Origin of the sequence: Bacillus sp. JKS001846 (assembly GCF_900176455.1) — a bacterium.
GTDB lineage: Bacteria > Bacillota > Bacilli > Bacillales > Bacillaceae_G > Bacillus_A > Bacillus_A cereus.
The window spans coordinates 887501-912207 of sequence record NZ_FWYG01000001.1 but is presented as its reverse complement, the minus strand read 5'-3'; the positions used below and the strand labels follow the sequence as shown (position 1 = coordinate 912207).

Below are 24707 nucleotides of genomic sequence, written 5' to 3'. Positions count from 1 at the left end.
AAAAAAGCATCACTGCATAGTTTTTAGAAATCCCTTTACTATTGTATCAAACTTTTCCGGTTGTTCCACATGAATTGCATGGCCAGCACCATCAATTTTGACAAATTTCGCGTCAGAGACGCATTTTTCGATGTTTTTTAATATGCGAAAGAACTTTTCATCATGCTCTCCGTTCATTAAAAGAACAGGCATTTTCAAGTTGTGTAGCTCATCCCACCATGAAGGCTGAGCCCCTGTTCCCATGCCGCGCAAGCTATTTGCAAGTCCTTTTGGATTGTTAGCAAGTCGTTCTTTTCGCACCGCTTCTTGTACGTTTTTTGCTAAACGTTTTTGCGTTTCAAACAGCGGAATATTTTCCCACATCGATACAAAACTTTCTATGCCTTCTCGCTCAATTTTATCGGCAAGTCGCTCATCTTTTTCACAGCGTTCTTTTCGCTCATCTTCACTTTTGAGTCCAGCTGTACAATTTTCTAATAAAAGAGAACGTACATATTCTGGATATAGACACGCCATCGTAATCGCCAGTCTACCGCCCATTGAATAGCCAAGTATATGTGCTTTTTCAATATGAAGGTAATCTAATAGTTCTTTCATTTGCAATGCCACATTTCGAATGTCATAATGCGCAACATCTTCAGGACTCTCGGTCTTTCCGTGTCCAACAAGATCCACTACAATAACTTGAAACTGCCCACTCCATGAAGAGATAAAAGAACGCCACGTTTCCATGCTTCCCGTAAAACCATGAAGAAGTAGAAGTGGTTCCCCGCTTCCGACTACTTCATATTCATACGATACACCTTGCAGCGTTACTTTCATTTTGATTCACCTTGCAATGATGTAGTAATTACGTCCTGTGTTTTTGCCCATAACGTACGGTGCAACGTTAAGTTTTCATCACGGTTCGTACAAATTTCTACAACGTGTAAACCTTCTGTCGTTGCTCCCTTTTGTACTTCCTCCCGGAATTGCTCCCAACCATTTACACGGCTAAATGAACCACCGTACATTTTAACAACATGCTCATAGTCAAGCCCAATCGGCGTTCCAAATAACGATTCGAAGTGTTCCTTTTTCTCATATTGTGGTAAGAATGAGAAAATACCCCCACCATCATTATTTACAACGACAATCGTTATATTTAATTCATGTAATTTTGCAGCTAATAGTCCATTTAAATCGTGATAGAATGATAAGTCACCGATGACTAATACGAGCGGATCGCAAATCATGCTCGCTCCTAAAGCTGTCGAAATGATGCCATCAATCCCATTTACACCGCGGTTTGCCATCACTTGAATATTTTTATCTGATGTGAAGAAGAATGAATCTGTATCACGAATTGGCATACTATTACTCGCAAATAACGTTGCTCCTTCTGGTAATACGCGTACAATATCTGTAATGACTTTTCCTTCAAATGCAGTTTCATATGTTTCCATTTCACGAAGCGTTTCCTTCGTTTTTTCGTTTATATGTTGCCACATTTGGGACCAATCATTCTTTTTCATAACTGGCATTTTTTCTATTAATGTACTGCAAAATGCAATATCACTTGCCTGTACAACTTCTGTCGCAACAAGAGCTGGATCTCTCCATTGTCCAGATTCGTCAACAACGATATGAACAGCTTTCGTTTGTTTTTTAATGAACTGCGTTAATGCTTTCGAAACAGGCATACCACCAAAACGAATTAAAACGTCCGGCTTCCACGTCTCTTTTAACAATTCATTTCGTAAAAATGTATCATAACAGTCGATTACCATCGTTTTATCGTGGTGTCCGCTACGAATATTAGAAAGTGGGTCTGCTAATATTGGGTATCCCGTTTTTTCAGCTAGTTGCGTTGCAAACGTTGCGATTTCTGAATGACTATCATCTCCACAAATAATAAGCCCCTTTTCCATATGTGAAAGGCGCCCTACAAGAGAATCTACATATTCACTCGGCATCACCACGTTCCCTTGCTGAACTACTCCTGTATATTCCCCGCGTCCTTTATCCCATAAACTTTCTAATGAAAAGTCCGGGATAAGCGGTTCACGAACTGGAAAATTAAGATGAACAGGTCCTTGCGGCGCTAAACAAGCACTTGCTATCATGCGCTGCGTTGTCATGCGAGCGTAGTGGTACATCGCTTCACTCGCTTCTGGAAGTGCCATCTCTGTAAATTGCTTCACAAACGTACCGTATAAATTAAATTGATTCATCGCTTGTGGTGCACCGACATCTCTTAATTCATGCGGTCTATCTGCTGTTAAGACGATAAGCGGCACTCGTGAATGGAAAGCTTCACATACAGCTGGATAGTAGTTCGCTGCTGCCGTTCCTGACGTACATAATAATGCAACCGGACGTTTTTTCGCTTTTGCGATACCGAGCGCAAAAAATCCTGCAGATCTTTCATCTACATGTAAATATGTGTTCATTCCTTCGTGTTGTTCCATTAGTAGAGCAATCGGCGTTGACCGTGAGCCTGGACTAATGACAACATCACATACATTTAGACGCGTCAGTTCATCCACGAACGCGCCTAAATAATATGATAATGCTTCTATATGATTGTTCATTTCATTAATTCCTCCAAAGCACCAAGCATCGGTCTAAACTTCAAACTTGTCTCTTCATATTCAAGTTGCGGTACTGAATCAATTACAATCCCGCAACCGGCAAATAAGGATGCTTTCTCGCCATTTAATAATCCGCAGCGAAGTGCAACCGCAAATTCACCATTTCCTTCATCATCTATCCAGCCAATCGGTGCACCATATAATCCTCTGTCTAACAATTCAACATCACGAATCAGTTTCATCGCTTCCAAACGAGGTGTCCCGCCAAGAGCTGGTGTTGGATGTAATTCTTCTACCATCGTTAAAAGACTCGCAGTGCCTTTTGCCTCTACAGGCGTATATAAATGAATTAAGTTTTTCGTTGTTAATAGACCTGGACTCTCCGGAATATTAACGTATTCGCAGTGCTCATTTAATACCGACCTGATCATGTTCACAACATAACCGTGTTCAGCTAAATTCTTTTCATCATGAAGAAGCGCATTACTATTTCGCTTACTTTCTTCTATAGATTGACCATGACCAGTTGAACCAGCAAGACACATCGAAGTAAACTTCTCATCTTCTTTACGAATTAACCTCTCTGGCGTCGCTCCTAAGAAGCATGCTCCTTTATAATCAAAAGAAAATACGTAACAATCCGGTTGCCCAATGCGAAGTGCTTCTAAAACAAGAGCAGAATCAATATGATGATCCATTTCTACTTTTAGCTCCCTCGCTAATACAACCTTCTGCACGTTACCCTGCTTCATCTCATCTTGCACTTTCTTAATGGCTTTCATCCAGCCTTTCGGATCCACTTCCACTTTAGAAGTAACTGTTAATTTCAATCCTTCTAATGCACATTTACTCTCCCCAAAAATTTTCTCTTCTAAAGAAACAATTTCGTTATAAAGAGTTTCTGCACAATCTGTTGCTGAAACGAATGTATTCATCGTTAACCATGCTTTTTCATTTTTTACAGTTAATAAAAATGCTGGTAGTGAAAATGTCGTATCATCGAATTCTTTCCATAAGTCCGTTTTCTCTTTTTCTTGGTCAAATGAAAATCCACCAAATAAAAGAGGACCTGTTCCAAATTCATATTTTTCTCTTTGTACAAATGCTTTCTCTTTTACTTTATCCCACTCGTCACGAGCCGCTTGAAAGCGTTTGTGAGAAGAATTTGCTATAGTGAAAACAGAGCCAATTCCAGCAAATATTACATGCTGAGCTGGATCTGCAAAATAACATCTATTTTCCAATGCAATCCTTTTTCCTGCTGCATAAAACAGAAGCGGATCCATCCAGTCTATTTGTTTTACAAAACTAACCAATATTTTTTCATCAGTTGCATGCTTAATGGCTGCACTAAGAACTTCTTGCAAGCCTTTTTGTTTCGTTTGAATCACAATTGTCTCCCCCCTATGGGCGAAAAATAGTCATAATTACGCTTGATTTTAAGATACACCTCAAACGAAAGGCCTGTCAACGTTTAGCATTTCTGAGAAATTCACCTTCTCTTCCTAGAAAATAAACGTTGACACTAAATGATGCTTTTTCTACACTTAGTTGTGTACAATATGTGACCAAAGGAGGATTCAACATGGAAATGAACGTCGAAACGAATTCCTCTCCTACGGCGCCAAAACCAAGCAAGCAAACAGGCTGGCGCATTTGGTGGAGTTTACTACGTCCCCATACATTAACAGCAGCTTTCGTTCCTGTTTTCATCGGAACAGCCTATGCAATGCAGGTCGGAGGTATAAATCAAATCCATCTCCCTCTTTTCCTTATAATGCTTCTTGCTTGTCTTCTCATTCAGGCAGCAACAAACATGTTTAATGAATACTTTGATTATAAAAGAGGACTCGATCACGAAGGTTCAGTTGGTATCGGCGGCGCTATCGTTCGCGATGGCATTCAGCCAAAAACAGTGCTTAACTTAGCATTTGGATTTTTCGGCATCGCAATACTATTAGGTGTTTATATTTGTATGAATTCTAGCTGGTGGCTTGCTGCAATCGGTCTTGTTTGTATGGCCGTTGCTTACCTTTACACGGGTGGCCCACTTCCCATTGCCTATACACCATTTGGAGAGTTAACAGCCGGATTATTTATGGGTGTTATCATTATTGGAATTTCATTCTTTATTCAAACTGGAACTGTAACATCAGAAGTCATTTTACTATCTATTCCAAGCTCCATTTTAATTGGTGCCATTTTACTAGCTAATAATATTCGTGACTTAGATGGCGATAAAGAAAACGGTCGTAAAACGTTAGCAATTCTCGTTGGACGTGAAAGAGCGGTTGGTGTACTTGCTTCTATGTTCATCGTTTCCTACATTTGGACAATTGCTTTAATTATCGTGGGCATCGTATCACCATGGATGCTTATCGTATTTTTAAGTGCACCGAAAGCATTTAAAGCGACGAAAGGCTTTATCGGCAAAAGCATTCCAATGGAAATGGTACCTGCGATGATTGCAACAGCAAAAACAAATACAATCTTCGGTTTCCTAATGGGAATTGGATTATTACTTGGATACTTTCTATAAAAGGAGCTGCTTATGCGGCTCCTTTTTCATATCTGAAATTCATCTCATAATTCCTACTCTCAACGCTCATACTATGTAAAGAAACTGAATTGTAGGAAGGTGGACGACTATGTTAACTCCACAACAAGTAGGTCAATTTAAATCCATTTTAGAAAAACAAAAACAAGAACTAGAGCAAACGATACAAACTCATGAAAATACAGATCGTGCTTCTGAACGTGATTCCGTTGGAGAATTATCTAGCTATGATAACCATCCAGCTGATATGGCTACAGAGCTATATGAACGGGAAAAAGACTTCGGGCTTATTGAGCTTTGGCATAAACAGCTTGAGGACACGAAACATGCCTTGCAAAAAATAGAAGCGGGTACGTACGGCATTTGCGAAGTGTCTGGTGAAGAAATTCCATTTGAAAGATTGGAAGCAATGCCGACTGCTACAACATGCGTTCAGTACGCAATAAATAAATTAAACATGGATGCGCGTCCAGTTGAAGAGGAAGTGTTATCTCCTTCTTTTCACAAGCATGATGAGGACCATTCTGTTGAGTACGATGCGGAAGATGCGTGGCAAGATGTCGCAAATTACGGAACATCTGAAACGCCGTCTGATTTAGAAAGACAAGATTCGAAAAACTATAATGGCATGTACGTAAACAGTGAGGAAAATGTAGGATACGTAGAAGATTTCGAAAACTTTATTGGTACAGATATGTATGGAAAAAATCCGCAAGTTTTCGCTACGGAAGAACATGAAGAATATGAACAAATGCTTGATGACTTTGAAGAGCGTACCTTCAAAGGTGAATTATCTTCAAATGAATCTAGTTCCAAAGAATAAAAAAAAGCATTCCGAAAATCGGAATGCTTTTTATCGCTAGCTAATTAGTTTTTTGTAACGTTAGCAGCTTGTGGTCCACGGTTACCTTCAACGATTTCGAAAGAAACTTCTTGACCTTCTTCTAAAGTTTTGAATCCGTCACCTTGGATAGCTGAGAAGTGAACGAATACATCGTCTCCACCTTCAACTTCGATGAAACCGAAACCTTTTTCGCTGTTGAACCATTTAACTTTACCTGTTTGCATGTCATGTACCTCCTAAATAAAAATGAAACTATGAATCCACATGAAAAGGTGGATATAAAGGACATGAATGTATAACAAGCTTACAGCCTTTAATTCAACGTGCTTTATTTCCGTACCACATTATGTAGCTCAATAGTGACTTCACTATATCACGCTATATCAAAAACGTCAAATGAGAACACTTTCATTCCACCATTTTTTTATAATTTTAATATAATGTTGAATTTCCATATTCATATTTTATTGGAAAATTAACAAAACTATAGTGTGCTAATTCTAATAATTTCTGTACAATATAATTACTACATATTTATGAGGTGAGAAAAATGCAAGCACATGAAATCGAGTATAAATTATACGGCGATGATATGCAGTTTGTTGAAATTGAGTTAGATCCAGAAGAAAGCGTGATCGCAGAAGCTGGCGCAATGATGATGATGGAAGATTACATAGAAATGGAAACAATCTTCGGTGATGGTTCTGGCCCATCTGGAGGTTTATTCGGAAAATTAATGGGCGCTGGTAAGCGTCTCGTTACAGGCGAAAGTATGTTTATGACTGTATTTACAAATACAGGTCACGGCAAACGCCACGTCTCATTTGCTGCTCCTTATCCTGGTAAAATTATTCCTGTAGATTTAACAGAATATCAAGGAAAAGTAGTTTGTCAAAAAGATGCCTTTCTTTGTGCCGCAAAAGGTGTTTCTATCGGAATTGAATTTACGAAAAAAATAGGAACTGGTTTCTTCGGTGGTGAAGGTTTTATCATGCAGAAACTTGAAGGTGACGGTCTTGCTTTCATGCACGCAGGTGGAACTGTATATAAACGTGAATTAAAACCTGGTGAGAAACTTCGCATTGATACAGGTTGTCTCGTTGCTATGACAAAAGACATTAACTATGATGTCGAGTTCGTTGGAAAAGTAAAAACAGCTCTATTTGGCGGCGAAGGTTTATTCTTCGCAACGTTAGAAGGACCTGGAACAGTTTGGATTCAGTCCTTAACACTTAGCCGATTAGCAGCACGCCTTACAAGCCCAGCAGCGCAAAGTACTGGCGAAGGTAGTGTATTAGGTGGCCTTGGTCGTTTATTAGATGGGAAAGAGTAAACTGTGCCCTTATGTGGGAATGGCCATCAACTAATAAAATAATAAAATTAAAACACCCTTGCTTGCAGTAATAAAGTGAAAGGGTGTTTTAATTTACGTCTACAAACGAGAAAAAGCAGTTAAAATAAAGTAATAAGGTTTACTTCAGGAAAATAAGGTATATTATATTTGTTGAGTAGATTCTCTTTAGAGACAAGAAAAGTAGGTGAACAAAGTGGGAAAATATCAATTGGATTCCAAAAGTCAGGTAGCTGTGGCAAAGTTCCATGAAAAACAGAAGCCTGCCAAATTTGATAAAAAGCAGCAACTTGAAAAATTGCGTACGGAGTATTTGAAAAAGAAGCAAAAACAAACAGATAAATAATATGTTTTATTTTCCGAATTTTTTCTGTATGTAACGCAAACAAACACAAGAAAATAGGTAAGTTATTCATCATTCAAATATATACAGGCTATTTTTTCAAACCTCTTACTTATGCAACTAACGCATGCGTCAGTTCATTAAGAATAACTAAAAAAGTCGATTCCTTGAGATGAAAAAGAGTAAACAGTGCCCTTATCAGGCACTGTTTTATTTTGCCATTATAATTTCCTCCACTGATTTAGGTAAGCGATACAAGCTATTCCCCACCTCCAAAAGAATGAATCAAGTTCCTCACCGCATATATTAAACTATACCTTTTCTTAAGGAGGGCTACCTTAATGCGTACTCCTTTATCCTTTGATAAAGAAACTGCCATACTGTTAGCTTCTTGTTGTGAGTTAACGTATGAACAATATAAACAAAATGGTATTTTCGAAATACCAGATGGTTTTCAATATGTACAAGGTTTTCAAGGAAAGGCCATTCAAACAACAGAATGGTTCGGATTTATATTAGAATCTGAGGATACAATTATCGTTGCCTTCAGAGGCACTCAAACAGATCCAGATTGGATTATTGATTCTCTCGTCAATCAAAAACCTTATCCTTATGCTTTAAATGGCGGAAATGTCCATAACGGTTTTCTCTCTATTTATGAGTCTTGTCGTGATTCTATTATGGATATGCTCGTATCATTGCCAGCACATAAAAAACTGCTAGCTACTGGGCATAGTCTAGGTGGCGCGCTTGCCACATTACACATATTAGATGCACGTATAAATACTGCCTTCGCACAGTATGGACTTTATACATTCGCTTCTCCAAAAGTAGGAGATATCGCTTTTCGAAATTATTATAAACTACAAGTAGCTAGTAGCTTTCGTTTCGTCAACTTATTCGATGTCGTCCCACTTCTCCCTCCCCGAAACATAAATTTTAATGATCATGATTGGGAGTATGCACACGTCCATCACAACATGACATTTACAAAAAACACAAAATCCATTACAAATAATCATTCCATTACAACATACAAAACATGTCTGACTTCTCATTTTTAACCAGTAAACAATTGGAAATAAAATATTCGTATACTATAATAATCTATGAAGTTATTTTTGGATGAGGGGACCTTACATGTTAAAATTTATCTTCGCATTTTTCCTTATTGTAATTTTTACGGTTACAGGTTTCTTTACATTTTCATACTTTGCGACAGGAGAGTATGATGGGGCAGGTATCATATATACCACTGTTCCATTTCTTTCTTAAGCAAAATAAATAAAACGAGCTTAATTTTATTAAGCACGTTTTATTTATTAATATCCATTTCTGTTGGTAAATCGATAATATATCTCCCAATATAGCAACCTCTTTAAAACTGTTTAACTGCATTACCAATACCCCAAATTTCATTACTGTACTGCAAAATCGTTCGATCGCTCGCAAAATGACCAGACTGTGCAATATTTAAAATCGACATTTCTAGCCACTTCGTTCGGTTCTCATAAGCTCTACCGACAGCTTCTTGTCTTTCAGCATATGGACCAAAATCTCGCAGAACGAAATATTCATCATTTTGAATAACGAGAGAATCGTAAATTGCTTCAAATTCGGCTCCCGACTGTGCAAAGAAACCATTCGTTAACTGATCTACTACCTTTTTAATGTGCCCATTGTGGTGATAATAATCACTTGCACGATATCCACCATTTTGATAGTAATGAAGAACCTCTTCGGCTGTTAAACCGAAAATGAAACAGTTATCATCACCGACCCGGTCTTTTATTTCAACGTTAGCACCGTCTAGCGTTCCGAGTGTAATCGCACCATTCATCATAAATTTCATATTACCTGTTCCCGATGCTTCTTTACTCGCCGTTGAAATTTGTTCACTTACATCCGCTGCCGGGAATATATCTTCTGCTAAAGAAACTCGATAGTTTTCTAGAAAGATAACTTTCATATATTGACTGACATACGGGTCATTATTTACTTTTCTTGCGAGTTCATTTATTAATTTAATAATTTTTTTCGCGTAATAATAGCCAGGTGATGCTTTCGCTCCAAAAATAAAAGTACGCGGATAAAATGTAAAACTAGCATCCTCTTTCAAACGGTTATACAAATATAAAATATGAAGAACATTTAATAATTGTCGTTTGTAAGCATGTAATCTTTTCACTTGCACATCAAAAATAGAATTTGGATCAATGGTAATCCCCATTGTATTATGAATACGCTCCGCTAAAATCTCTTTACGCTCTTGTTTTACCTCTGCAAATTTCTCTTGGAAACTCGCATCATATTGAACTAATTGTAGCTCTTGAAGCTTAATCGGTTCTTTCTTCCACTCTGTTCCAATCGCCTCTGAAATGAGATTTGTTAACTGTGGATTTGCTTTCATAAGCCAGCGCCTATGAGCAATTCCATTCGTCTTATTATTAAACTTATCTGGATAAAATTCATAAAACAATCGCATTTCCCGCTGCTTTAATATTTCCGTATGAATTTTCGCTACACCGTTTACGCTATGGCTACCGACAATCGCTAAATGAGCCATTTTCACAAGGTCATGTGCAATAATCGCCATTGCTTCAATACGATCCCACTCATACGGATACTGTTCCCACAGTTCATGACAGAAACGTTCATTAATCTCTTCAATAATCATATAAATTCTCGGTAATAACGGTTTAAAAATGTGAATTGGCCACTTTTCGAGCGCTTCTGATAACGTCGTATGATTCGTATAAGAAATCGTCTGCGTCGTTATGTGCCAAGCTTCTTCCCATGCTAACTTTTCTTCGTCTAGTAAAATACGCATCAGTTCCGGAATTGCTAAAACCGGATGTGTATCGTTAATGTGGATCGCAATTTTTTCATGTAGTTGACGAAGGTCACCATATCTTTCTCTATGCATTCGAACGATATTTTGCAAACTTGCTGATACGAGGAAATACTGTTGTTTTAAACGAAGTATTTTTCCCTCATCATGCGTATCATCTGGATATAAAAACTCCGATACAGCCTCTGTTTCACGCTTATATTTCAAAATATCTTTGCAGTTTTGCGGGAAAGGAACTGGTTCAGCATTCCAAAGTCTAAGTGTATTTACAGTACTCGTCTCATAGCCAACTACCGGCACATCATATGGCACGGCCATAATGACTTCTGCATTTGTATGCCTAAACTCTAAACGCCCGTCAATTTCTAGCGGTTCAACATTGCCGAAATAACTTACTTCTACAGCTTGATCATGCCTTCTTACTTCCCATACGTTTTCATGAAGAAGCCACTGTTCTGGAAATTCGACTTGATAACCATCAACAATTTTCTGATCAAACAAACCATGTTTATAACGAATTCCACAGCCGTGTCCTGGCAAGTTTAAAGATGCAAGTGAATCGAGAAAACAGGCTGCTAAGCGTCCAAGCCCACCATTACCAAGGCCTGCATCTGCTTCCACTTCTTCTAACTCTTGTAACGAAATCCCTAGTTCAGATAACCCTTGCTCGCATACATCTCTAATACCTAAATTCAAGATGTTACTTCCAAGCAAACGTCCAAGCAAAAACTCAATAGACAAGTAATACATTTGCTTTTGCTCTCCGGATCGATAACTCTCATTCGTTGCAATCCATTGACTATTCATATACTCACGTACCATATGGCCGAGTGTATTATATTGATCACGAGTTGTAGAATCTTTAAAACTTTTACCATACATCGTCTCTAACTTTTCTAGAAAAGTTGATTTAAAACTTTCAACATGAGTAAACATTTTTTCACCACCTACATGTTATTCCATGAGACTTTTATATAATTCCTTATAAGCAAGAGCCGATTGCTCCCAGCTGTAATCTTCAGTCATCGCTTGTTTTACAAGCTGCTCCCATACCGGTTTATCGTGATAGAATTCAATTGCACGATGAATCGTATGCAGCATGTCATGTGCATTAAAATTCGTGAAACTAAAACCATTTCCTTCTCCAGTTTCTTCATCATAAGAATGTACCGTATCGTTTAATCCACCTGTTTCTCTTACAATTGGAATCGTACCGTATGCTAATGCGATAAGTTGTCCAAGTCCACACGGTTCAAACAGCGATGGCATTAAGAATAAATCACTTCCTGCATACACTTGATGAGCTAATTCTTCATTAAATCCGATATAAACTTTTACCTTCTCCGGATACTCATATGCCATCCATTCAAAGAATTGCTCATATTCCGAATCACCTGATCCTAAAATAATACATTGTACATCTTCTTCCATTATTTCGCGGAATACAGTACGTACTAAATCAAGACCTTTTTGCTTCGTTAATCTCGTTACCATTGAAATAATTGGTGTATCCTCTTTTTCTGGCAAACCAAAATAACGCTGCAAGGCGCGTTTATTTTCACTCTTTTCATATAATGACTCTGCATCATACTGAGCCTTAATATACGAATCCGTTTCTGGATTATATACGCTCGTATCAATACCATTTACAATGCCGCTAAGCTTATCATTATATTTTCGCAGTAATCCATCTAACTTCTCACCGAAAAATTCATATTGAATTTCTTCTTTATATGTCGGGCTCACCGCTGTAATTTGATCCGAAGCGATAATACCGCCCTTCATAAAGTTCACATTCCCATAAAACTCTAACTGCTCACTGTGGAAATATTCATCACCAAGTTCTAACAAGTCGTACATTACTTCAGGAGGAAATACACCTTGGAACTGTAAGTTATGAATTGTATATACCGTTTTAATACGCTCATATAACGGGTTATCTTGATACTTTTCACGAAGTAAGAAATTAACCATAGCCGTATGCCAATCGTGGCTATGAAGAACATCCACTTCAAAATCAAGGTGCGGAATACACTCTAACACCGCTTTTGAGAAATAAGAAAAACGCTCTCCGTCATCATAATGACCATACAGAGAATCTCTCTTAAAATAATATTCATTATCTATTAAGTAATACGTAATTCCGTCTTGCTCACCTTTTAAAATTCCACAATATTGATTTCTCCACCCAAGCGGGACGTTAATTACTTTATGTAACGTACATCCATCTCTTAACTTTTGCGGAATGAGGCTATAATTCGGAAGTATAATACGAACGTCCACTCCTAATTTTTTCAGCTCTTTTGGGAGCGCACCCGCTACATCAGCTAATCCTCCCGATTTCACAAACGGTACACATTCTGATACTGCAAATAAAATATTCACTTGTTGTCCCACTGCGCGAAAAGTTTTTATTACTCCTCTTGCAGCTTCCTCCCTTCGAGTTTTCATTTGAATTAAAACTTTAATCAGTGGAGGAAAAAGCCCCCACTGATTCTTTTAAGAATAACTATTAATCGTACTGTTTTGTACGCTTCCTTTTTCTACAACATACGGCCCATCGGCGTTTCCTTTTAATACGACACCGTCACCAATTTTCACATCTTTATCAATAATAACACCATCTATTATACAGTTATCTCCAATTTGGCTCTTTTGCATAATAATACTGTTACGAATAATTGAACCTTTTCCAATTTTAACTGAACGAGAAACAACACTGTTTTCGACTTCCCCTTCAATAATACTACCGTTTGCAATCATTGTATTTTTCACGACTGCACCCTTTAAATAACGAGTTGGTGGCTCATCTTTTACTTTCGTAAAGATCGGTGCTTCTTTCTTAAATAATTGCTTCCAAATAGCAGGTTGCAAAATTTCTAAGCTATGTTTATAGTAACTTTCAATCGAGTCAATAATTGCTACATATCCAGTATGTTCATATGTAGCAATGTGTAATGATTTCCCGCGCTTTTCTCTCACTACATCAAATAAACTGTATTGTTCCAGATCTTTATATGACTCAAATAAGTCTAACAATAATTGTTTCTTTAACACATATGTTTGAAGTGAAACCCCTTCATGGCAAACTTCCGTAATATCAGCTGCCGTATGTATATGTCGCTCTAACACCGCTTGAAAATTTAATGCTGTTACGAGATGGCTATTCGTAATAACAACGTACTCTTCTCTGCTTCTTAGAAAATAATCAATATGTCTTCTAAAGTGTGCAAAAGACCCAAATTCATCTTGGTCACATTGGCAGTTTGGCGGGAATAAAAATAGTCCGTCTCGTTTTCTATCTAAATCCCACTGTTTTCCTGAACCAACATGGTCCATTAACGAACGATTTTTATGGCTTGTAAAAACTGCCACACTATGAATACTAGAATTCACCATATTTGAAAGCATGAAATCAATGAGTCGATAACGGCCCCCAAACGGTAACGCCGCTAGTGAACGATGTCCTGTTACTTTCTTTAAGGAAGGAAAACTTCCCGTTGCATTAATAATTCCTAACATTTTTTCTCCCATTCATTTCATCCCCCTTTTCTATTTCCCTTCAGCAATTAATACTACATCGTCAACATTCTTTTCTGGACGAATGATTGTTCCATCCTCGATAACCATTTCTGATCCAACAATCGCTCTTTCAATCACAACATTTTTACCAATCTTAGCCCCTGGCATAACGACAGAATCAATCACCATACTTCCTTCTTCCACCGTCACTCCTTGGAATAACACAGAATGCTTCACGTCCCCTTCAATGACGCACCCTTCGTTAATAAGCGATTCTTCTACTTTCGCCTTTTCAGCAATATATTGAGGCGGTTCGTTTGGATTGACAGAGTAAATACGCCAATTACGATCGTTTAAATTCAGTGATGTTTCATCGCGAAGCAAATCCATATTCGCTTCCCATAAGCTCTTCACCGTTCCAACATCTTTCCAATATCCTTCAAACGGATACGCCATTAGCTTCTTCCCTTCATCCAATAAAAGGGGAAGTACGTCTTTTCCAAAATCGTTACTAGATTCAGGGTTTCTTGCATCCATCTCTAAATACTCTTTCAAAATTGACCAATTAAAAATATAGATTCCCATTGATGCAAGATTACTTCTTGGAAATTGTGGTTTCTCTTCAAACTCAACAATCTCCATTTCTTCATTTGTATTCATAATGCCAAAGCGACTCGCTTCATCCCAAGGTACTTCAATAACAGAAATGGATACGTCCGATTCTTTCTGAATATGGTAATCTAGCATCTTACTGTAATCCATTTTATAAATATGGTCGCCTGATAAAATGAGAACATACTCCGGTTCATACTGACTTAAATAGTTTAAGTTTTGATAAATGGCACTTGCCGTACCTGTATACCACTTAACCCCTGAAGACTCCGCATAAGGAGGTAAGACTGTGACCCCACCGTTTACTCGGTCTAAATCCCACGCATTTCCGATTCCGATATAATTATGAAGTTCGAGTGGTTGATATTGCGTTAAAATCCCAACCGTTTCAATACCAGAATTCGCACAGTTACTTAGCGTAAAATCAATAATGCGATATTTACCACCAAATGGAACAGCTGGCTTGGCTAAATTCTTTGTTAATGCACTTAAACGACTACCTTTTCCCCCTGCTAGTAACATTGCTACGCACTTTTGTTTTTGAGCCATCTTGTTTTTTGCTCCCCTTTCTCGTCTTCACTGGTCGTAATATGGATACGCCAAATGGTGGAATTGTAATCTCTACATGTGCTGCTTGATTATGGTACGGTTCTAGAATCGTCTTAAGACGTTTCTTATTCACTTGTCCCGAACCGCCATATTGCTGTGCATCACTGTTTAAAATCTCGTTATAATACTCGAAATCTGGTACACCTACTTTATAGTTTTCATATGTAGCTTTCGTAAAATTACATACGATAACTAACGCATCTTCTTGTTTATCCCCTTGGCGGATAAACGAGAAAATACTTTGCTCGTTATTATTAGCATCAATCCACTGAAAACCTTCAGGCGAATGATCAAGCTGCCAAAGTGGTTTTGAGCGCTTATACAATGCTATGAGCTCTTTAAAGTAATCATGCATATAACGATGCATTTCAAAATCATGTAAATTCCAATCTAAATCTTCAAGGTCTTTCCACTCATCAAACTGCCCGAATTCTCCTCCCATGAAAAGTAATTTCTTTCCTGGGTGAGTAAAGAAATATCCATATAATAAACGAAGCTGAGCAAACTTATCCCAGTAATCACCTGGCATTTTATTTAATAACGACTTTTTCCCATGAACGACTTCATCATGAGAAAGGGGTAATATGAAGTTTTCAGAGTAAGCATATAGTAAAGAGAACGTCATTTTCTCATGAATATATTTTCTGTACTCTGGCGCACACTCCATATATTTCAGCACGTCATTCATCCAGCCCATATTCCATTTGTAATTGAATCCAAGCCCACCTTCATACGTTGGTGCTGTTACAAGTGGCCAAGCTGTTGAATCCTCTGCCGTCATAAGAAAATCTTCATCCTCTGCAAACACTGCTTCATTTAACTCCCGTAAAAATGACACAGCGTACTCATTACTTTGCTCTTGTCCTTCTTTATTCCAGTACAACATGTTCGCAACTGCATCTACTCTGAAACCATCAATATGGAAATATCTCATCCAAAATAACGCATTTGAAATTAAGAAATTACGTACCTCTCTCTTTCCTAAATCAAAATTGACAGTTCCCCATACTAGATTTTCTTGTACATCTTTATCTTTATATTCATAGGTCGGTGTGCCATCAAACAAATATAAACCGTGAGCATCTTTACAAAAATGCCCCGGTACCCAATCTAAAATGACACCGATTCCATATTTATGACATTCGTCGACAAAATACATTAAATCATGCGGTGTACCAAATCTACTCGTCGCTGCATAATATCCCGTTCCTTGATATCCCCAAGAACGATCATATGGATGCTCAACAAGCGGCATAATTTCAATATGTGTAAATTGATGTTCCACCACATACGGAATGAGTTCTTCTGCCATTTCCCTGTAAGAATATAGTGTTCCATCTTCTTTCTTTTTCCAAGAACCAAAATGTAATTCATAAACTGTCATCGCTTCTTTATAAATCGGTTTTTTCTTTTTCTTACGATTCCAGTTTTTATCATTCCATTCATATCCTTTTATATCAAAAACTACAGATGCCGTATTCGGTCTTACTTCTGCATATATAGCATACGGATCTGCCTTTAAAATGACGTCACCAGCCAACGTTTCAATCGCATATTTATATATTTCTCCTTCTTCAATATGCGGTATAAATAAGGACCAAATCCCTTCTTCTGTCACTTGTAGCATCTTATGTTGCTCATAATCCCACTCATTAAAATCTCCAACAACACTCATTGCTTTCGCATGAGGAGCCCAGACTGTAAATCGTACCCCTTGAATCTCATCTTCCGTCACAACATGTGCGCCAAAGATGTTATAACTTTCATAGTACTTTTCTGTATGAAACTCATCTCGTTTCACTTCTTCACAATTTATTACACTCAATATGCTCACCTCACTTAGATGACAGAATTTTTTATACTTTAACTATTTCTGCGAAAAACTGCAATATCCTTGTTAATTTATAAAAAACATTCGTTTTTTTCTTAAAAATGTTAGTTTTTCTTCACATTTCCGTGTAAAATATCGAATTTTGACGAATATTCATTGAAAACGCTTTATTATTCTTCTATATTTTTACCAATTATTTTTTCTCAACCTTTATTTTATTATGTTTATCCTATTTTTCATGCTATTTTCCACTCAAAATCAAAACAAAATAATCTGTCATAAAAAAATGTTTCTCAATATTTTTTGTCACAATGTTATTGAAATGCGAAATTTAATCCTGCTTTTGAAAAGCTACTTTCCGAAAAAGGAGTAACTGCAAAAGTAAATGAACCGAAATTAGAGGCAGGTTCTGTTACAGTTGGCGGCGCTATCGATGACAAAAACTTTGCTGGATTAGATGGTGATTTCCCGTTCATTGATGTAACTTTCAAAGTAGAAAATGATGAATTTTATGAAGCAAACGCTCAATTAGAGTCACCAATTTTTGTTTACTGGAAACAAGGTGAATCAGAACCAAATAGAATGCGTGTACTTCAAGATCAAACATTCTCAGTTATGTCCTTAAACTCACTAGTAGAAGGACATATTAAACCTGGTGCGTTCTTAAATGAACGCGAATATTTAGATGAAAAGTTCGATTATACAAAGCTTGGCCTAAAAGTATATGCGACTGATTCTTACCGTCATAAGTTTGAAGGCTCACTAGATAAATACGGATACTTCAAACTAAATGGACTTCCAGTTAATAAACACGACTATAACTTATATGTAGAGGTGCCAGGACATTTAACAAGCCGCCTAACAATGAAACTTGGTACTGAAAAAGACGGTAAGCTGCTTGGCCAATATTATTATGCAAGACCTGATGAAAACCTTACCGGCGATGTAAATGCTGATAAAGTAATCGATATTAAAGATGCTGAAATTATCGCTAGCAACTATGGTAAAAAAGGACTAACTGTAAAAGACGGAGACCTTAATAAAGATGGTATTGTCGACGAAAAAGATATTCGCTTCGTTGAAAGGAACTTCTTGAAAAAAGGTCCAGATGCATCTAAATCACAAACACCTGTAGAAAAATCCAAAAGCGGTACACTGGCAGATATTTTAAAGAAATTAGGATTAACACCTAAAAAATAATAAAATGAAACTTTAATCAGTGGTTTTTTACTGCCCGGCAAATAGCGGAATAATAAAGAGCACTCTACGTAAAATAGAGTGCTCTTTTCTATAAACGACCCTTATCCAGCAAAAGGGGTATATTGGGGATATACAAGGGAAACCGGAAAAGGAATTTATATTAAATTATATAAGTTCAGAGGTAAGAAGCAGTTTCCCACCTCTGAATTATTTAGCAATTATTATAGTACTGGTGCCATTGTTTCTTTTAATACTTTTACAGAATGAGCGAACTTCACTTTTTCCTCTTCATTTAGCTCAAGTTCTACGATTTCACGTACACCTTCGCGGTTAATTACAGCTGGAACACCTACGTAAGCATCTTTCTCGCCGTATTGACCTTCAAGGTATGCAGATACAGTTAATACGCTGTTCTCGTTGTTTAAGATTGCTTTAGTTACACGAAGTAGTGACATACCGATTCCGTAGTAAGTTGCACCTTTACGCTCGATGATATGGTAAGCTGCATCACGTACGTTTTCGAAGATTTTGTCTAAGTCTTCTTGTTTGTACTGTTCGTTGTTAGCTAAGATTGTTTCTAATTTTTGTACACCGATAGTAGCGTGGCTCCATACTGGAAGTTCAGTGTCACCGTGTTCACCAACGATGTAAGCATGAACGTTACGTGGATCTACATCTAAGTAGTCACCTAACATGTAACGGAAACGAGCAGAGTCTAAAGTAGTACCAGAACCGATTACGCGCTCTTTCGGTAAACCAGATTCTTTCCAAGTTACGTAAGTTAAAATATCAACTGGATTAGTTGCGATTAAGAAGATTCCATCGAATCCGCTATCCATAATGCCGCGAACGATTTGTTTAAAGATCTTTGTATTTTTCTCAACTAAGTCTAAACGAGTTTCACCTGGCTTTTGTGGTAACCCAGCAGTGATAACAACTAAATCTGCATCTTTACAATCTGCATAGCTACCGCTCCAAACTTTTGTTGGTGATGGAGAGAATGGTACCGCATGGCTTAAGTCCATTGCTTCCCCTTCTGCTTTTGCTTCATTAACATCTACTAATACGAATTCTTCAGCTACACCTTGGTTGATCATTGAGTAAGCGTAACTACAACCTACAGCTCCTGTTCCTACTAATACTACACGATTGATACCTTTTTTCATGGTAATTTCCCCTCTCTATTGTTCACATATATTTTTTTATGATTGTTTAAGTAATTAATTAAAATACTAATTTAATGTTGTTTAACTTCTTTACATTCATATTGTAGCACGTATTATTGTGAATTACTTCACAAATTATGACCTATTTGTGAACTTTTTCACATAGAGTGTAAAGTTATTGGAATAGGTGTGGAATCCATTTCAATGGAGGCGTTTTCTTTAGATTGTGAAAGGGTTTTTCTTGTGGTTTTCATCGGTAAGTGAAATTATATCAGCGATTATTAAAATTTATCGATCGTAACTCAAATTATATCAGCGATTTTTGCAATATATCGATTTACCGACAAAACTCGACAATAATGACAACATAAAAAAGCTGTCTTCAGTAGATCACACCTGTTGAGAGAAAGCAGCTTCTTCTATATATTATTTATTTTCATCGGTTTCTCCAAGTGTAGGAGGCTACAGCCATACAGCTGGGGTAAAAGTTCAACTTGAGGTATCATTTTAGATAGATAGTTCCTTCATATTCATACAGGCCCAAATAAACAACATGATTGTATTTACCGCTCTATATACCCAACTGCAACAGCCCATACTTCATATTTCTTCTATTGCATAAAAAAGCAGACTATCCAAAGTTCACTTTTATACAACAAAAAAGAGATAGCAGATTATGCTATCTCTTTTAGTATGACCCGTACGGGATTCGAACCCGTGTTACCGCCGTGAAAGGGCGGTGTCTTAACCACTTGACCAACGGGCCAGTTCTGGCAGAGAAGAAGGGATTCGAACCCTCGCACCGCGTTCGCGATCTACTCCCTTAGCAGGGGAGCCCCTTGAGCCACTTGGGTACTTCTCTATAAATATGGCTCCGCAGGTAGGACTCGAACCTACGACCGATCGGTTAACAGCCGATAGCTCTACCACTGAGCTACTGCGGAACAATTATGGTGGGCCTAAATGGACTCGAACCATCGACCTCACGCTTATCAGGCGTGCGCTCTAACCAGCTGAGCTATAGGCCCATAATTGAAAAGCGGGTGAAGAGAATCGAACTCTCGACCAGAGCTTGGAAGGCTCTTGTTTTACCACTAAACTACACCCGCATTAAATTGTAAATGGTGAGCCATGAAGGACTCGAACCTTCGACCCTCTGATTAAAAGTCAGATGCTCTACCAACTGAGCTAATGGCTCATTTTGAAAGTGGTGCCGACTAGAGGACTTGAACCCCCAACCTACTGATTACAAGTCAGTTGCTCTACCAATTGAGCTAAGTCGGCTCGTGATTTCAAAATGGTGGCTCGGGACGGAATCGAACCGCCGACACGAGGATTTTCAGTCCTCTGCTCTACCGACTGAGCTACCGAGCCTTTATGTAAAAAATGGCGGTCCCGACCGGGGTCGAACCGGCGATCTCCTGCGTGACAGGCAGGCATGTTAACCACTACACCACGGGACCATTTGGTTGCGGGGACAGGATTTGAACCTGCGACCTTCGGGTTATGAGCCCGACGAGCTACCGTGCTGCTCCACCCCGCGATGATAAAATATTCACTTTAGAAAAAATGGAGGAGGTAGAGGGATTCGAACCCCCGCGCGACTCTCGCCGCCTGTCGGTTTTCAAGACCGATCCCTTCAGCCGAACTTGGGTATACCTCCGAGATATATACGTCTAATGGTGGACCTTGTAGGACTCGAACCTACGACCGGACGGTTATGAGCCGTCTGCTCTAACCAGCTGAGCTAAAGGTCCTTTATGGTAGCGGCGGAGGGGATCGAACCCCCGACCTCACGGGTATGAACCGTACGCTCTAGCCAGCTGAGCTACACCGCCATAAATGATATTAATATAAGTGGAGCCTAGCGGGATCGAACCGCTGACCTCCTGCGTGCAAGGCAGGCGCTCTCCCAGCTGAGCTAAGGCCCCATGTTTTTAGGAATATCGGGAAGACAGGATTTGAACCTGCGACCCCCTGGTCCCAAACCAGGTGCTCTACCAAGCTGAGCCACTTCCCGTTAATAAAAGCGCGCCCGAGAGGAGTCGAACCCCTAACCTCTTGATCCGTAGTCAAACGCTCTATCCAATTGAGCTACGGGCGCATATGGTGCCGAGGGCGGGGGTCGAACCCGCACGGTGGTCACCCACCGCAGGATTTTAAGTCCTGTGCGTCTGCCTGTTCCGCCACCCCGGCATGTCATATTGAAAATTGGAGCGGAAGACGGGATTCGAACCCGCGACCCCAACCTTGGCAAGGTTGTATTCTACCACTGAACTACTTCCGCAAGACATGTATGAGTTATTTAATTAAAAGTGCGGGTGAAGGGAGTCGAACCCCCACGCCAAAGGCGCCAGATCCTAAGTCTGGTGCGTCTGCCAATTCCGCCACACCCGCATATTAATTTATTTAAGAAAAATGGGGCGACTGATGGGAATCGAACCCACGAATGCCGGAGCCACAATCCGGTGCGTTAACCACTTCGCCACAACCGCCATGATTTCTGGTGCCGACTAGAGGACTTGAACCCCCAACCTACTGATTACAAGTCAGTTGCTCTACCAATTGAGCTAAGTCGGCTAAATGGTGGAGGATGACGGGATCGAACCGCCGACCCCCTGCTTGTAAGGCAGGTGCTCTCCCAGCTGAGCTAATCCTCCATTTGCCTGGCAACGTCCTACTCTCACAGGGACAAGGTCCCAACTACCATCGGCGCTAGAGAGCTTAACTTCCGTGTTCGGTATGGGAACGGGTGTGACCTCTCTGCCATCATTACCAGACTGTATTCATTTAAGACAAGAATTATTGTAACTCATTCACTTTTGAAAGTCAACAAGTTTTTTATATTCTTTCAAAACTAGATAACATTGCTTCATATTATATGGTTAAGTCCTCGATCTATTAGTATTCGTCAGCTCCACATGTCACCATGCTTCCACCTCGAACCTATCAACCTGATCATCTTTCAGGGATCTTACTAGCTTACGCTATGGGAAATCTCATCTTGAGGGGGGCTTCATGCTTAGATGCTTTCAGCACTTATCCCTTCCGCACATAGCTACCCAGCTATGCCCTTGGCAGAACAACTGGTACACCAGCGGTGCGTCCATCCCGGTCCTCTCGTACTAAGGACAGCTCCTCTCAAATTTCCTACGCCCACGACGGATAGGGACCGAACTGTCTCACGACGTTCTGAACCCAGCTCGCGTACCGCTTTAATGGGCGAACAGCCCAACCCTTGGGACCGACTACAGCCCCAGGATGCGATGAGCCGACATCGAGGTGCCAAACCTCCCCGTCGATGTGGACTCTTGGGGGAGATAAGCCTGTTATCCCCGGGGTAGCTTTTATCCGTTGAGCGATGGCCCTTCCATGCGGAACCACCGGATCACTAAGCCCGACTTTCGTCCCTGCTCGACTTGTAGGTCTCGCAGTCAAGCTCCCTTATGCCTTTGCACTCTACGAATGATTTCCAACCATTCTGAGGGAACCTTTGGGCGCCTCCGTTACACTTTAGGAGGCGACCGCCCCAGTCAAACTGCCCACCTGACACTGTCTCCCGGGTCGATAAGACCCGTAGGTTAGAATTTCAATACAGTCAGGGCGGTATCCCACCAGCGCCTCCACCGAAGCTAGCGCTCCGGTTTCAATGGCTCCCGCCTATCCTGTACAAACTGTACCAAAATTCAATATCAGGCTACAGTAAAGCTCCACGGGGTCTTTCCGTCCTGTCGCGGGTAACCTGCATCTTCACAGGTACTATAATTTCACCGAGTCTCTGGTTGAGACAGTGCCCAAATCGTTACACCTTTCGTGCGGGTCGGAACTTACCCGACAAGGAATTTCGCTACCTTAGGACCGTTATAGTTACGGCCGCCGTTTACTGGGGCTTCAGTTCAGAGCTTCGCTTACGCTAACCCCTCTCCTTAACCTTCCAGCACCGGGCAGGTGTCACCCCCTATACTTCGCCTTACGGCTTCGCAGAGAGCTGTGTTTTTGCTAAACAGTCGCTTGGGCCTATTCACTGCGGCTTTCCGTTAAGAAAGCACCCCTTCTCCCGAAGTTACGGGGTCATTTTGCCGAGTTCCTTAACCAGAGTTCTCTCGCACACCTTAGGATTCTCTCCTCGCCTACCTGTGTCGGTTTGCGGTACAGGCACCTTTTATCTCGCTAGAAGCTTTTCTTGGCAGCGGGGAATCAAAGACTTCGCTCCATAAGGAGCTTCCCCATCACAGCTCAGCCTTTATGATAAGCGGATTTGCCTACTTATCAGCCTAACTGCTTGGACGTGCACAACCAATCGCACGCTTCTTCTATCCTTCTGCGTCCCTCCATTGCTCAAACGATAAAGAGGTGGTACAGGAATATCAACCTGTTGTCCATCGCCTACGCCTGTCGGCCTCGGCTTAGGTCCTGACTAACCCTGAGCGGACGAGCCTTCCTCAGGAAACCTTAGGCATTCGGTGGACGGGATTCTCACCCGTCTTTCGCTACTCATACCGGCATTCTCACTTCTAAGCACTCCACCAGTCCTTACGGTCTGACTTCACTGTCCTTAGAACGCTCCCCTACCACTGATACCATTGGTATCAATCCGCAGCTTCGGTGGTGTATTTAGCCCCGGTACATTTTCGGCGCAGAGTCACTCGACTAGTGAGCTATTACGCACTCTTTAAATGGTGGCTGCTTCTAAGCCAACATCCTAGTTGTCTAAGCAACTCCACATCCTTTTCCACTTAATACACACTTTGGGACCTTAGCTGGCGGTCTGGGCTGTTTCCCTTTTGACTACGGATCTTATCACTCGCAGTCTGACTCCTAAGGATAAGTCATTGGCATTCGGAGTTTGACTGAATTCGGTAATCCGATGAGGACCCCTAGTCCAATCAGTGCTCTACCTCCAAGACTCTTACACTTAAGGCTAGCCCTAAAGCTATTTCGGGGAGAACCAGCTATCTCCAGGTTCGATTGGAATTTCTCCGCTACCCACACCTCATCCCCGCACTTTTCAACGTGCGTGGGTTCGGGCCTCCATTCAGTGTTACCTGAACTTCACCCTGGACATGGGTAGATCACCTGGTTTCGGGTCTACGACCACGTACTAAACGCCCTATTCAGACTCGCTTTCGCTGCGGCTCCGCCTCTTCAGCTTAACCTCGCACGGGATCGTAACTCGCCGGTTCATTCTACAAAAGGCACGCCATCACCCGTTAACGGGCTCTGACTATTTGTAGGCACACGGTTTCAG

General features: G+C 40.0%; 16 protein-coding genes, 22 tRNA genes, 2 rRNA genes and 2 pseudogenes (1 of these 42 cut by a window edge). 8 read left to right on the top strand and 34 right to left on the bottom strand.

The window, feature by feature from the left end:
- Nucleotides 1-9 precede the first annotated feature (9 nt).
- The 3 genes from menH to B9A45_RS04940 are packed head-to-tail and all read right to left on the bottom strand — an operon-like array spanning nt 10 to nt 3964.
- Complete coding sequence (gene menH / locus B9A45_RS04950; RefSeq protein WP_000869215.1) at nt 10-822, bottom strand: 2-succinyl-6-hydroxy-2,4-cyclohexadiene-1-carboxylate synthase; 813 nt, start codon at nt 820-822, stop codon at nt 10-12.
- Nucleotides 819-2573, bottom strand: coding sequence for a 2-succinyl-5-enolpyruvyl-6-hydroxy-3-cyclohexene-1-carboxylic-acid synthase (gene menD / locus B9A45_RS04945; protein ID WP_001059220.1), 1755 nt, complete (start codon nt 2571-2573; stop codon nt 819-821). The genes menH and menD overlap by 4 nt, the downstream gene beginning before the upstream one ends.
- The gene (locus tag B9A45_RS04940) at nt 2570-3964 is read right to left on the bottom strand and encodes an isochorismate synthase (protein ID WP_000616748.1); all 1395 of its coding nucleotides are present in this window, start codon (nt 3962-3964) and stop codon (nt 2570-2572) included. Before B9A45_RS04940 ends, menD begins: the two co-directional genes overlap by 4 nt.
- Before the next feature lie 194 nt (nt 3965-4158).
- On the opposite strand from B9A45_RS04940, the gene B9A45_RS04935 reads away from it, so the two are divergent.
- Nucleotides 4159-5112, top strand: a complete 954-nt coding sequence (locus B9A45_RS04935) for a 1,4-dihydroxy-2-naphthoate polyprenyltransferase (protein ID WP_044796381.1) — start codon at nt 4159-4161, stop codon at nt 5110-5112.
- A 109-nt stretch (nt 5113-5221) separates the two neighbouring features.
- Entirely contained in the window at nt 5222-5953 is a 732-nt protein-coding gene (locus tag B9A45_RS04930; RefSeq protein ID WP_084063898.1) for a yteA family sporulation protein, read from the top strand.
- Nucleotides 5954-5997: 44 nt separating this feature from the next.
- On the opposite strand, the gene cspD is transcribed toward B9A45_RS04930, so the two are convergent.
- Nucleotides 5998-6198, bottom strand: a complete 201-nt coding sequence (gene cspD, locus B9A45_RS04925) for a cold-shock protein CspD (protein ID WP_001193054.1) — start codon at nt 6196-6198, stop codon at nt 5998-6000.
- Nucleotides 6199-6524: 326 nt separating this feature from the next.
- Between cspD and B9A45_RS04920 the strand changes: the two genes are divergently transcribed.
- The 4 genes from B9A45_RS04920 to B9A45_RS32565 all read left to right on the top strand — a co-directional run bounded on the left by B9A45_RS04920 (nt 6525) and on the right by B9A45_RS32565 (nt 8943).
- Nucleotides 6525-7307, top strand: coding sequence for a TIGR00266 family protein (locus B9A45_RS04920; protein WP_001147834.1), 783 nt, complete (start codon nt 6525-6527; stop codon nt 7305-7307).
- Between the two features lie 214 nt (nt 7308-7521).
- Nucleotides 7522-7671 carry a hypothetical protein gene (locus B9A45_RS32085; protein ID WP_000521639.1) on the top strand — a complete coding sequence of 50 codons (150 nt, stop codon included), beginning with the start codon at nt 7522-7524 and terminating at the stop codon, nt 7669-7671.
- A 338-nt stretch (nt 7672-8009) separates the two neighbouring features.
- Nucleotides 8010-8732, top strand: coding sequence for a lipase family protein (locus tag B9A45_RS04910; protein WP_001260134.1), 723 nt, complete (start codon nt 8010-8012; stop codon nt 8730-8732).
- 76 nt (nt 8733-8808) lie between these two features.
- Nucleotides 8809-8943: a hypothetical protein gene (locus tag B9A45_RS32565; RefSeq protein ID WP_000911065.1), complete on the top strand. Its 135-nt coding sequence runs from the start codon at nt 8809-8811 to the stop codon at nt 8941-8943.
- Nucleotides 8944-9046: 103 nt separating this feature from the next.
- On the opposite strand, the gene glgP is transcribed toward B9A45_RS32565, so the two are convergent.
- The 5 genes from glgP to glgB all read right to left on the bottom strand — a co-directional run bounded on the left by glgP (nt 9047) and on the right by glgB (nt 17087).
- Nucleotides 9047-11455 carry a glycogen phosphorylase gene (gene glgP / locus B9A45_RS04900; protein ID WP_000494096.1) on the bottom strand — a complete coding sequence of 803 codons (2409 nt, stop codon included), beginning with the start codon at nt 11453-11455 and terminating at the stop codon, nt 9047-9049.
- Between the two features lie 18 nt (nt 11456-11473).
- Entirely contained in the window at nt 11474-12904 is a 1431-nt protein-coding gene (glgA, locus tag B9A45_RS04895) for a glycogen synthase GlgA (RefSeq protein WP_023901191.1), read from the bottom strand.
- A gap of 114 nt (nt 12905-13018) precedes the next feature.
- On the bottom strand, nt 13019-14053 hold the full coding sequence (gene glgD, locus B9A45_RS04890) for a glucose-1-phosphate adenylyltransferase subunit GlgD (RefSeq protein ID WP_000504161.1): 1035 nt from the start codon (nt 14051-14053) through the stop codon (nt 13019-13021).
- Between the two features lie 18 nt (nt 14054-14071).
- Nucleotides 14072-15202 carry a glucose-1-phosphate adenylyltransferase gene (gene glgC, locus B9A45_RS04885; protein ID WP_000057606.1) on the bottom strand — a complete coding sequence of 377 codons (1131 nt, stop codon included), beginning with the start codon at nt 15200-15202 and terminating at the stop codon, nt 14072-14074.
- The gene (gene glgB, locus B9A45_RS04880; protein ID WP_000111398.1) at nt 15150-17087 is read right to left on the bottom strand and encodes a 1,4-alpha-glucan branching protein GlgB; all 1938 of its coding nucleotides are present in this window, start codon (nt 17085-17087) and stop codon (nt 15150-15152) included. Before glgB ends, glgC begins: the two co-directional genes overlap by 53 nt.
- 327 nt (nt 17088-17414) lie before the next feature.
- On the opposite strand from glgB, the pseudogene B9A45_RS31555 reads away from it, so the two are divergent.
- Nucleotides 17415-18293 (top strand): annotated as a pseudogene (locus B9A45_RS31555) (peptidase S8); the annotation flags it as partial.
- Nucleotides 18294-18514: 221 nt separating this feature from the next.
- Here B9A45_RS31555 and B9A45_RS04860 read toward each other — a convergent pair.
- A complete protein-coding gene (locus B9A45_RS04860; protein WP_000715340.1) occupies nt 18515-19459 on the bottom strand; it encodes an L-lactate dehydrogenase in 945 nt (314 codons plus the stop codon).
- Between the two features lie 433 nt (nt 19460-19892).
- Between B9A45_RS04860 and B9A45_RS32560 the strand changes: the two are divergent.
- A pseudogene (locus B9A45_RS32560) lies at nt 19893-20056 on the top strand (IS4 family transposase); the annotation flags it as partial.
- Nucleotides 20057-20153: 97 nt separating this feature from the next.
- Here the strand turns inward: B9A45_RS32560 and B9A45_RS04855 are convergent.
- The 24 genes from B9A45_RS04855 to B9A45_RS04740 form a co-directional block, all read right to left on the bottom strand.
- Nucleotides 20154-20225: transfer RNA gene (locus tag B9A45_RS04855), tRNA-Glu, on the bottom strand.
- A 5-nt stretch (nt 20226-20230) separates the two neighbouring features.
- Nucleotides 20231-20321, bottom strand: a tRNA-Ser gene (locus B9A45_RS04850).
- A 7-nt stretch (nt 20322-20328) separates the two neighbouring features.
- Nucleotides 20329-20403, bottom strand: a tRNA-Asn gene (locus B9A45_RS04845).
- Nucleotides 20404-20410: 7 nt separating this feature from the next.
- Nucleotides 20411-20487 (bottom strand) — tRNA-Ile (locus tag B9A45_RS04840).
- A 10-nt stretch (nt 20488-20497) separates the two neighbouring features.
- Nucleotides 20498-20568, bottom strand: a tRNA-Gly gene (locus B9A45_RS04835).
- Nucleotides 20569-20581: 13 nt separating this feature from the next.
- A tRNA-Lys gene (locus tag B9A45_RS04830) sits at nt 20582-20657 on the bottom strand.
- A gap of 10 nt (nt 20658-20667) precedes the next feature.
- Nucleotides 20668-20743, bottom strand: a tRNA-Thr gene (locus B9A45_RS04825).
- 14 nt (nt 20744-20757) lie between these two features.
- A tRNA-Phe gene (locus B9A45_RS04820) sits at nt 20758-20833 on the bottom strand.
- Between the two features lie 13 nt (nt 20834-20846).
- Nucleotides 20847-20922, bottom strand: a tRNA-Asp gene (locus B9A45_RS04815).
- 3 nt (nt 20923-20925) lie between these two features.
- Nucleotides 20926-21002, bottom strand: a tRNA-Met gene (locus B9A45_RS04810).
- 27 nt (nt 21003-21029) lie between these two features.
- Nucleotides 21030-21122: transfer RNA gene (locus B9A45_RS04805), tRNA-Ser, on the bottom strand.
- A gap of 17 nt (nt 21123-21139) precedes the next feature.
- A tRNA-Ile gene (locus B9A45_RS04800) sits at nt 21140-21216 on the bottom strand.
- Nucleotides 21217-21220: 4 nt separating this feature from the next.
- Nucleotides 21221-21297 (bottom strand) — tRNA-Met (locus B9A45_RS04795).
- A 20-nt stretch (nt 21298-21317) separates the two neighbouring features.
- Nucleotides 21318-21390, bottom strand: a tRNA-Ala gene (locus tag B9A45_RS04790).
- Nucleotides 21391-21405: 15 nt separating this feature from the next.
- A tRNA-Pro gene (locus B9A45_RS04785) sits at nt 21406-21479 on the bottom strand.
- A gap of 10 nt (nt 21480-21489) precedes the next feature.
- Nucleotides 21490-21563 (bottom strand) — tRNA-Arg (locus B9A45_RS04780).
- A gap of 3 nt (nt 21564-21566) precedes the next feature.
- Nucleotides 21567-21655 (bottom strand) — tRNA-Leu (locus B9A45_RS04775).
- Between the two features lie 16 nt (nt 21656-21671).
- A tRNA-Gly gene (locus tag B9A45_RS04770) sits at nt 21672-21746 on the bottom strand.
- Nucleotides 21747-21775: 29 nt separating this feature from the next.
- Nucleotides 21776-21856 (bottom strand) — tRNA-Leu (locus B9A45_RS04765).
- A 22-nt stretch (nt 21857-21878) separates the two neighbouring features.
- Nucleotides 21879-21954: transfer RNA gene (locus tag B9A45_RS04760), tRNA-His, on the bottom strand.
- 9 nt (nt 21955-21963) lie between these two features.
- Nucleotides 21964-22039: transfer RNA gene (locus tag B9A45_RS04755), tRNA-Thr, on the bottom strand.
- Nucleotides 22040-22043: 4 nt separating this feature from the next.
- Nucleotides 22044-22119, bottom strand: a tRNA-Val gene (locus tag B9A45_RS04750).
- Between the two features lie 4 nt (nt 22120-22123).
- Nucleotides 22124-22239: ribosomal RNA gene (gene rrf / locus B9A45_RS04745) — 5S ribosomal RNA — on the bottom strand.
- A gap of 101 nt (nt 22240-22340) precedes the next feature.
- Nucleotides 22341-24707: ribosomal RNA gene (locus B9A45_RS04740) — 23S ribosomal RNA — on the bottom strand; it runs 555 nt beyond the window's last position.

What these genes read in the sequence shown, in the direction of transcription:
- menH (WP_000869215.1), bottom strand. Translation starts at nt 822, where the DNA reads ATGAAAGTAACGCTGCAAGGTGTATCGTATGAATATGAAGTAGTCGGA.
- menD (WP_001059220.1), bottom strand. Translation starts at nt 2,573, where the DNA reads ATGAACAATCATATAGAAGCATTATCATATTATTTAGGCGCGTTCGTG.
- B9A45_RS04935 (WP_044796381.1), top strand. Translation starts at nt 4,159, where the DNA reads ATGGAAATGAACGTCGAAACGAATTCCTCTCCTACGGCGCCAAAACCA.
- B9A45_RS04930 (WP_084063898.1), top strand. Translation starts at nt 5,222, where the DNA reads ATGTTAACTCCACAACAAGTAGGTCAATTTAAATCCATTTTAGAAAAA.
- cspD (WP_001193054.1), bottom strand. Translation starts at nt 6,198, where the DNA reads ATGCAAACAGGTAAAGTTAAATGGTTCAACAGCGAAAAAGGTTTCGGT.
- B9A45_RS04920 (WP_001147834.1), top strand. Translation starts at nt 6,525, where the DNA reads ATGCAAGCACATGAAATCGAGTATAAATTATACGGCGATGATATGCAG.
- B9A45_RS04910 (WP_001260134.1), top strand. Translation starts at nt 8,010, where the DNA reads ATGCGTACTCCTTTATCCTTTGATAAAGAAACTGCCATACTGTTAGCT.
- B9A45_RS32565 (WP_000911065.1), top strand. Translation starts at nt 8,809, where the DNA reads ATGTTAAAATTTATCTTCGCATTTTTCCTTATTGTAATTTTTACGGTT.
- glgP (WP_000494096.1), bottom strand. Translation starts at nt 11,455, where the DNA reads ATGTTTACTCATGTTGAAAGTTTTAAATCAACTTTTCTAGAAAAGTTA.
- glgD (WP_000504161.1), bottom strand. Translation starts at nt 14,053, where the DNA reads ATGGGAGAAAAAATGTTAGGAATTATTAATGCAACGGGAAGTTTTCCT.
- glgC (WP_000057606.1), bottom strand. Translation starts at nt 15,202, where the DNA reads ATGGCTCAAAAACAAAAGTGCGTAGCAATGTTACTAGCAGGGGGAAAA.
- B9A45_RS04860 (WP_000715340.1), bottom strand. Translation starts at nt 19,459, where the DNA reads ATGAAAAAAGGTATCAATCGTGTAGTATTAGTAGGAACAGGAGCTGTA.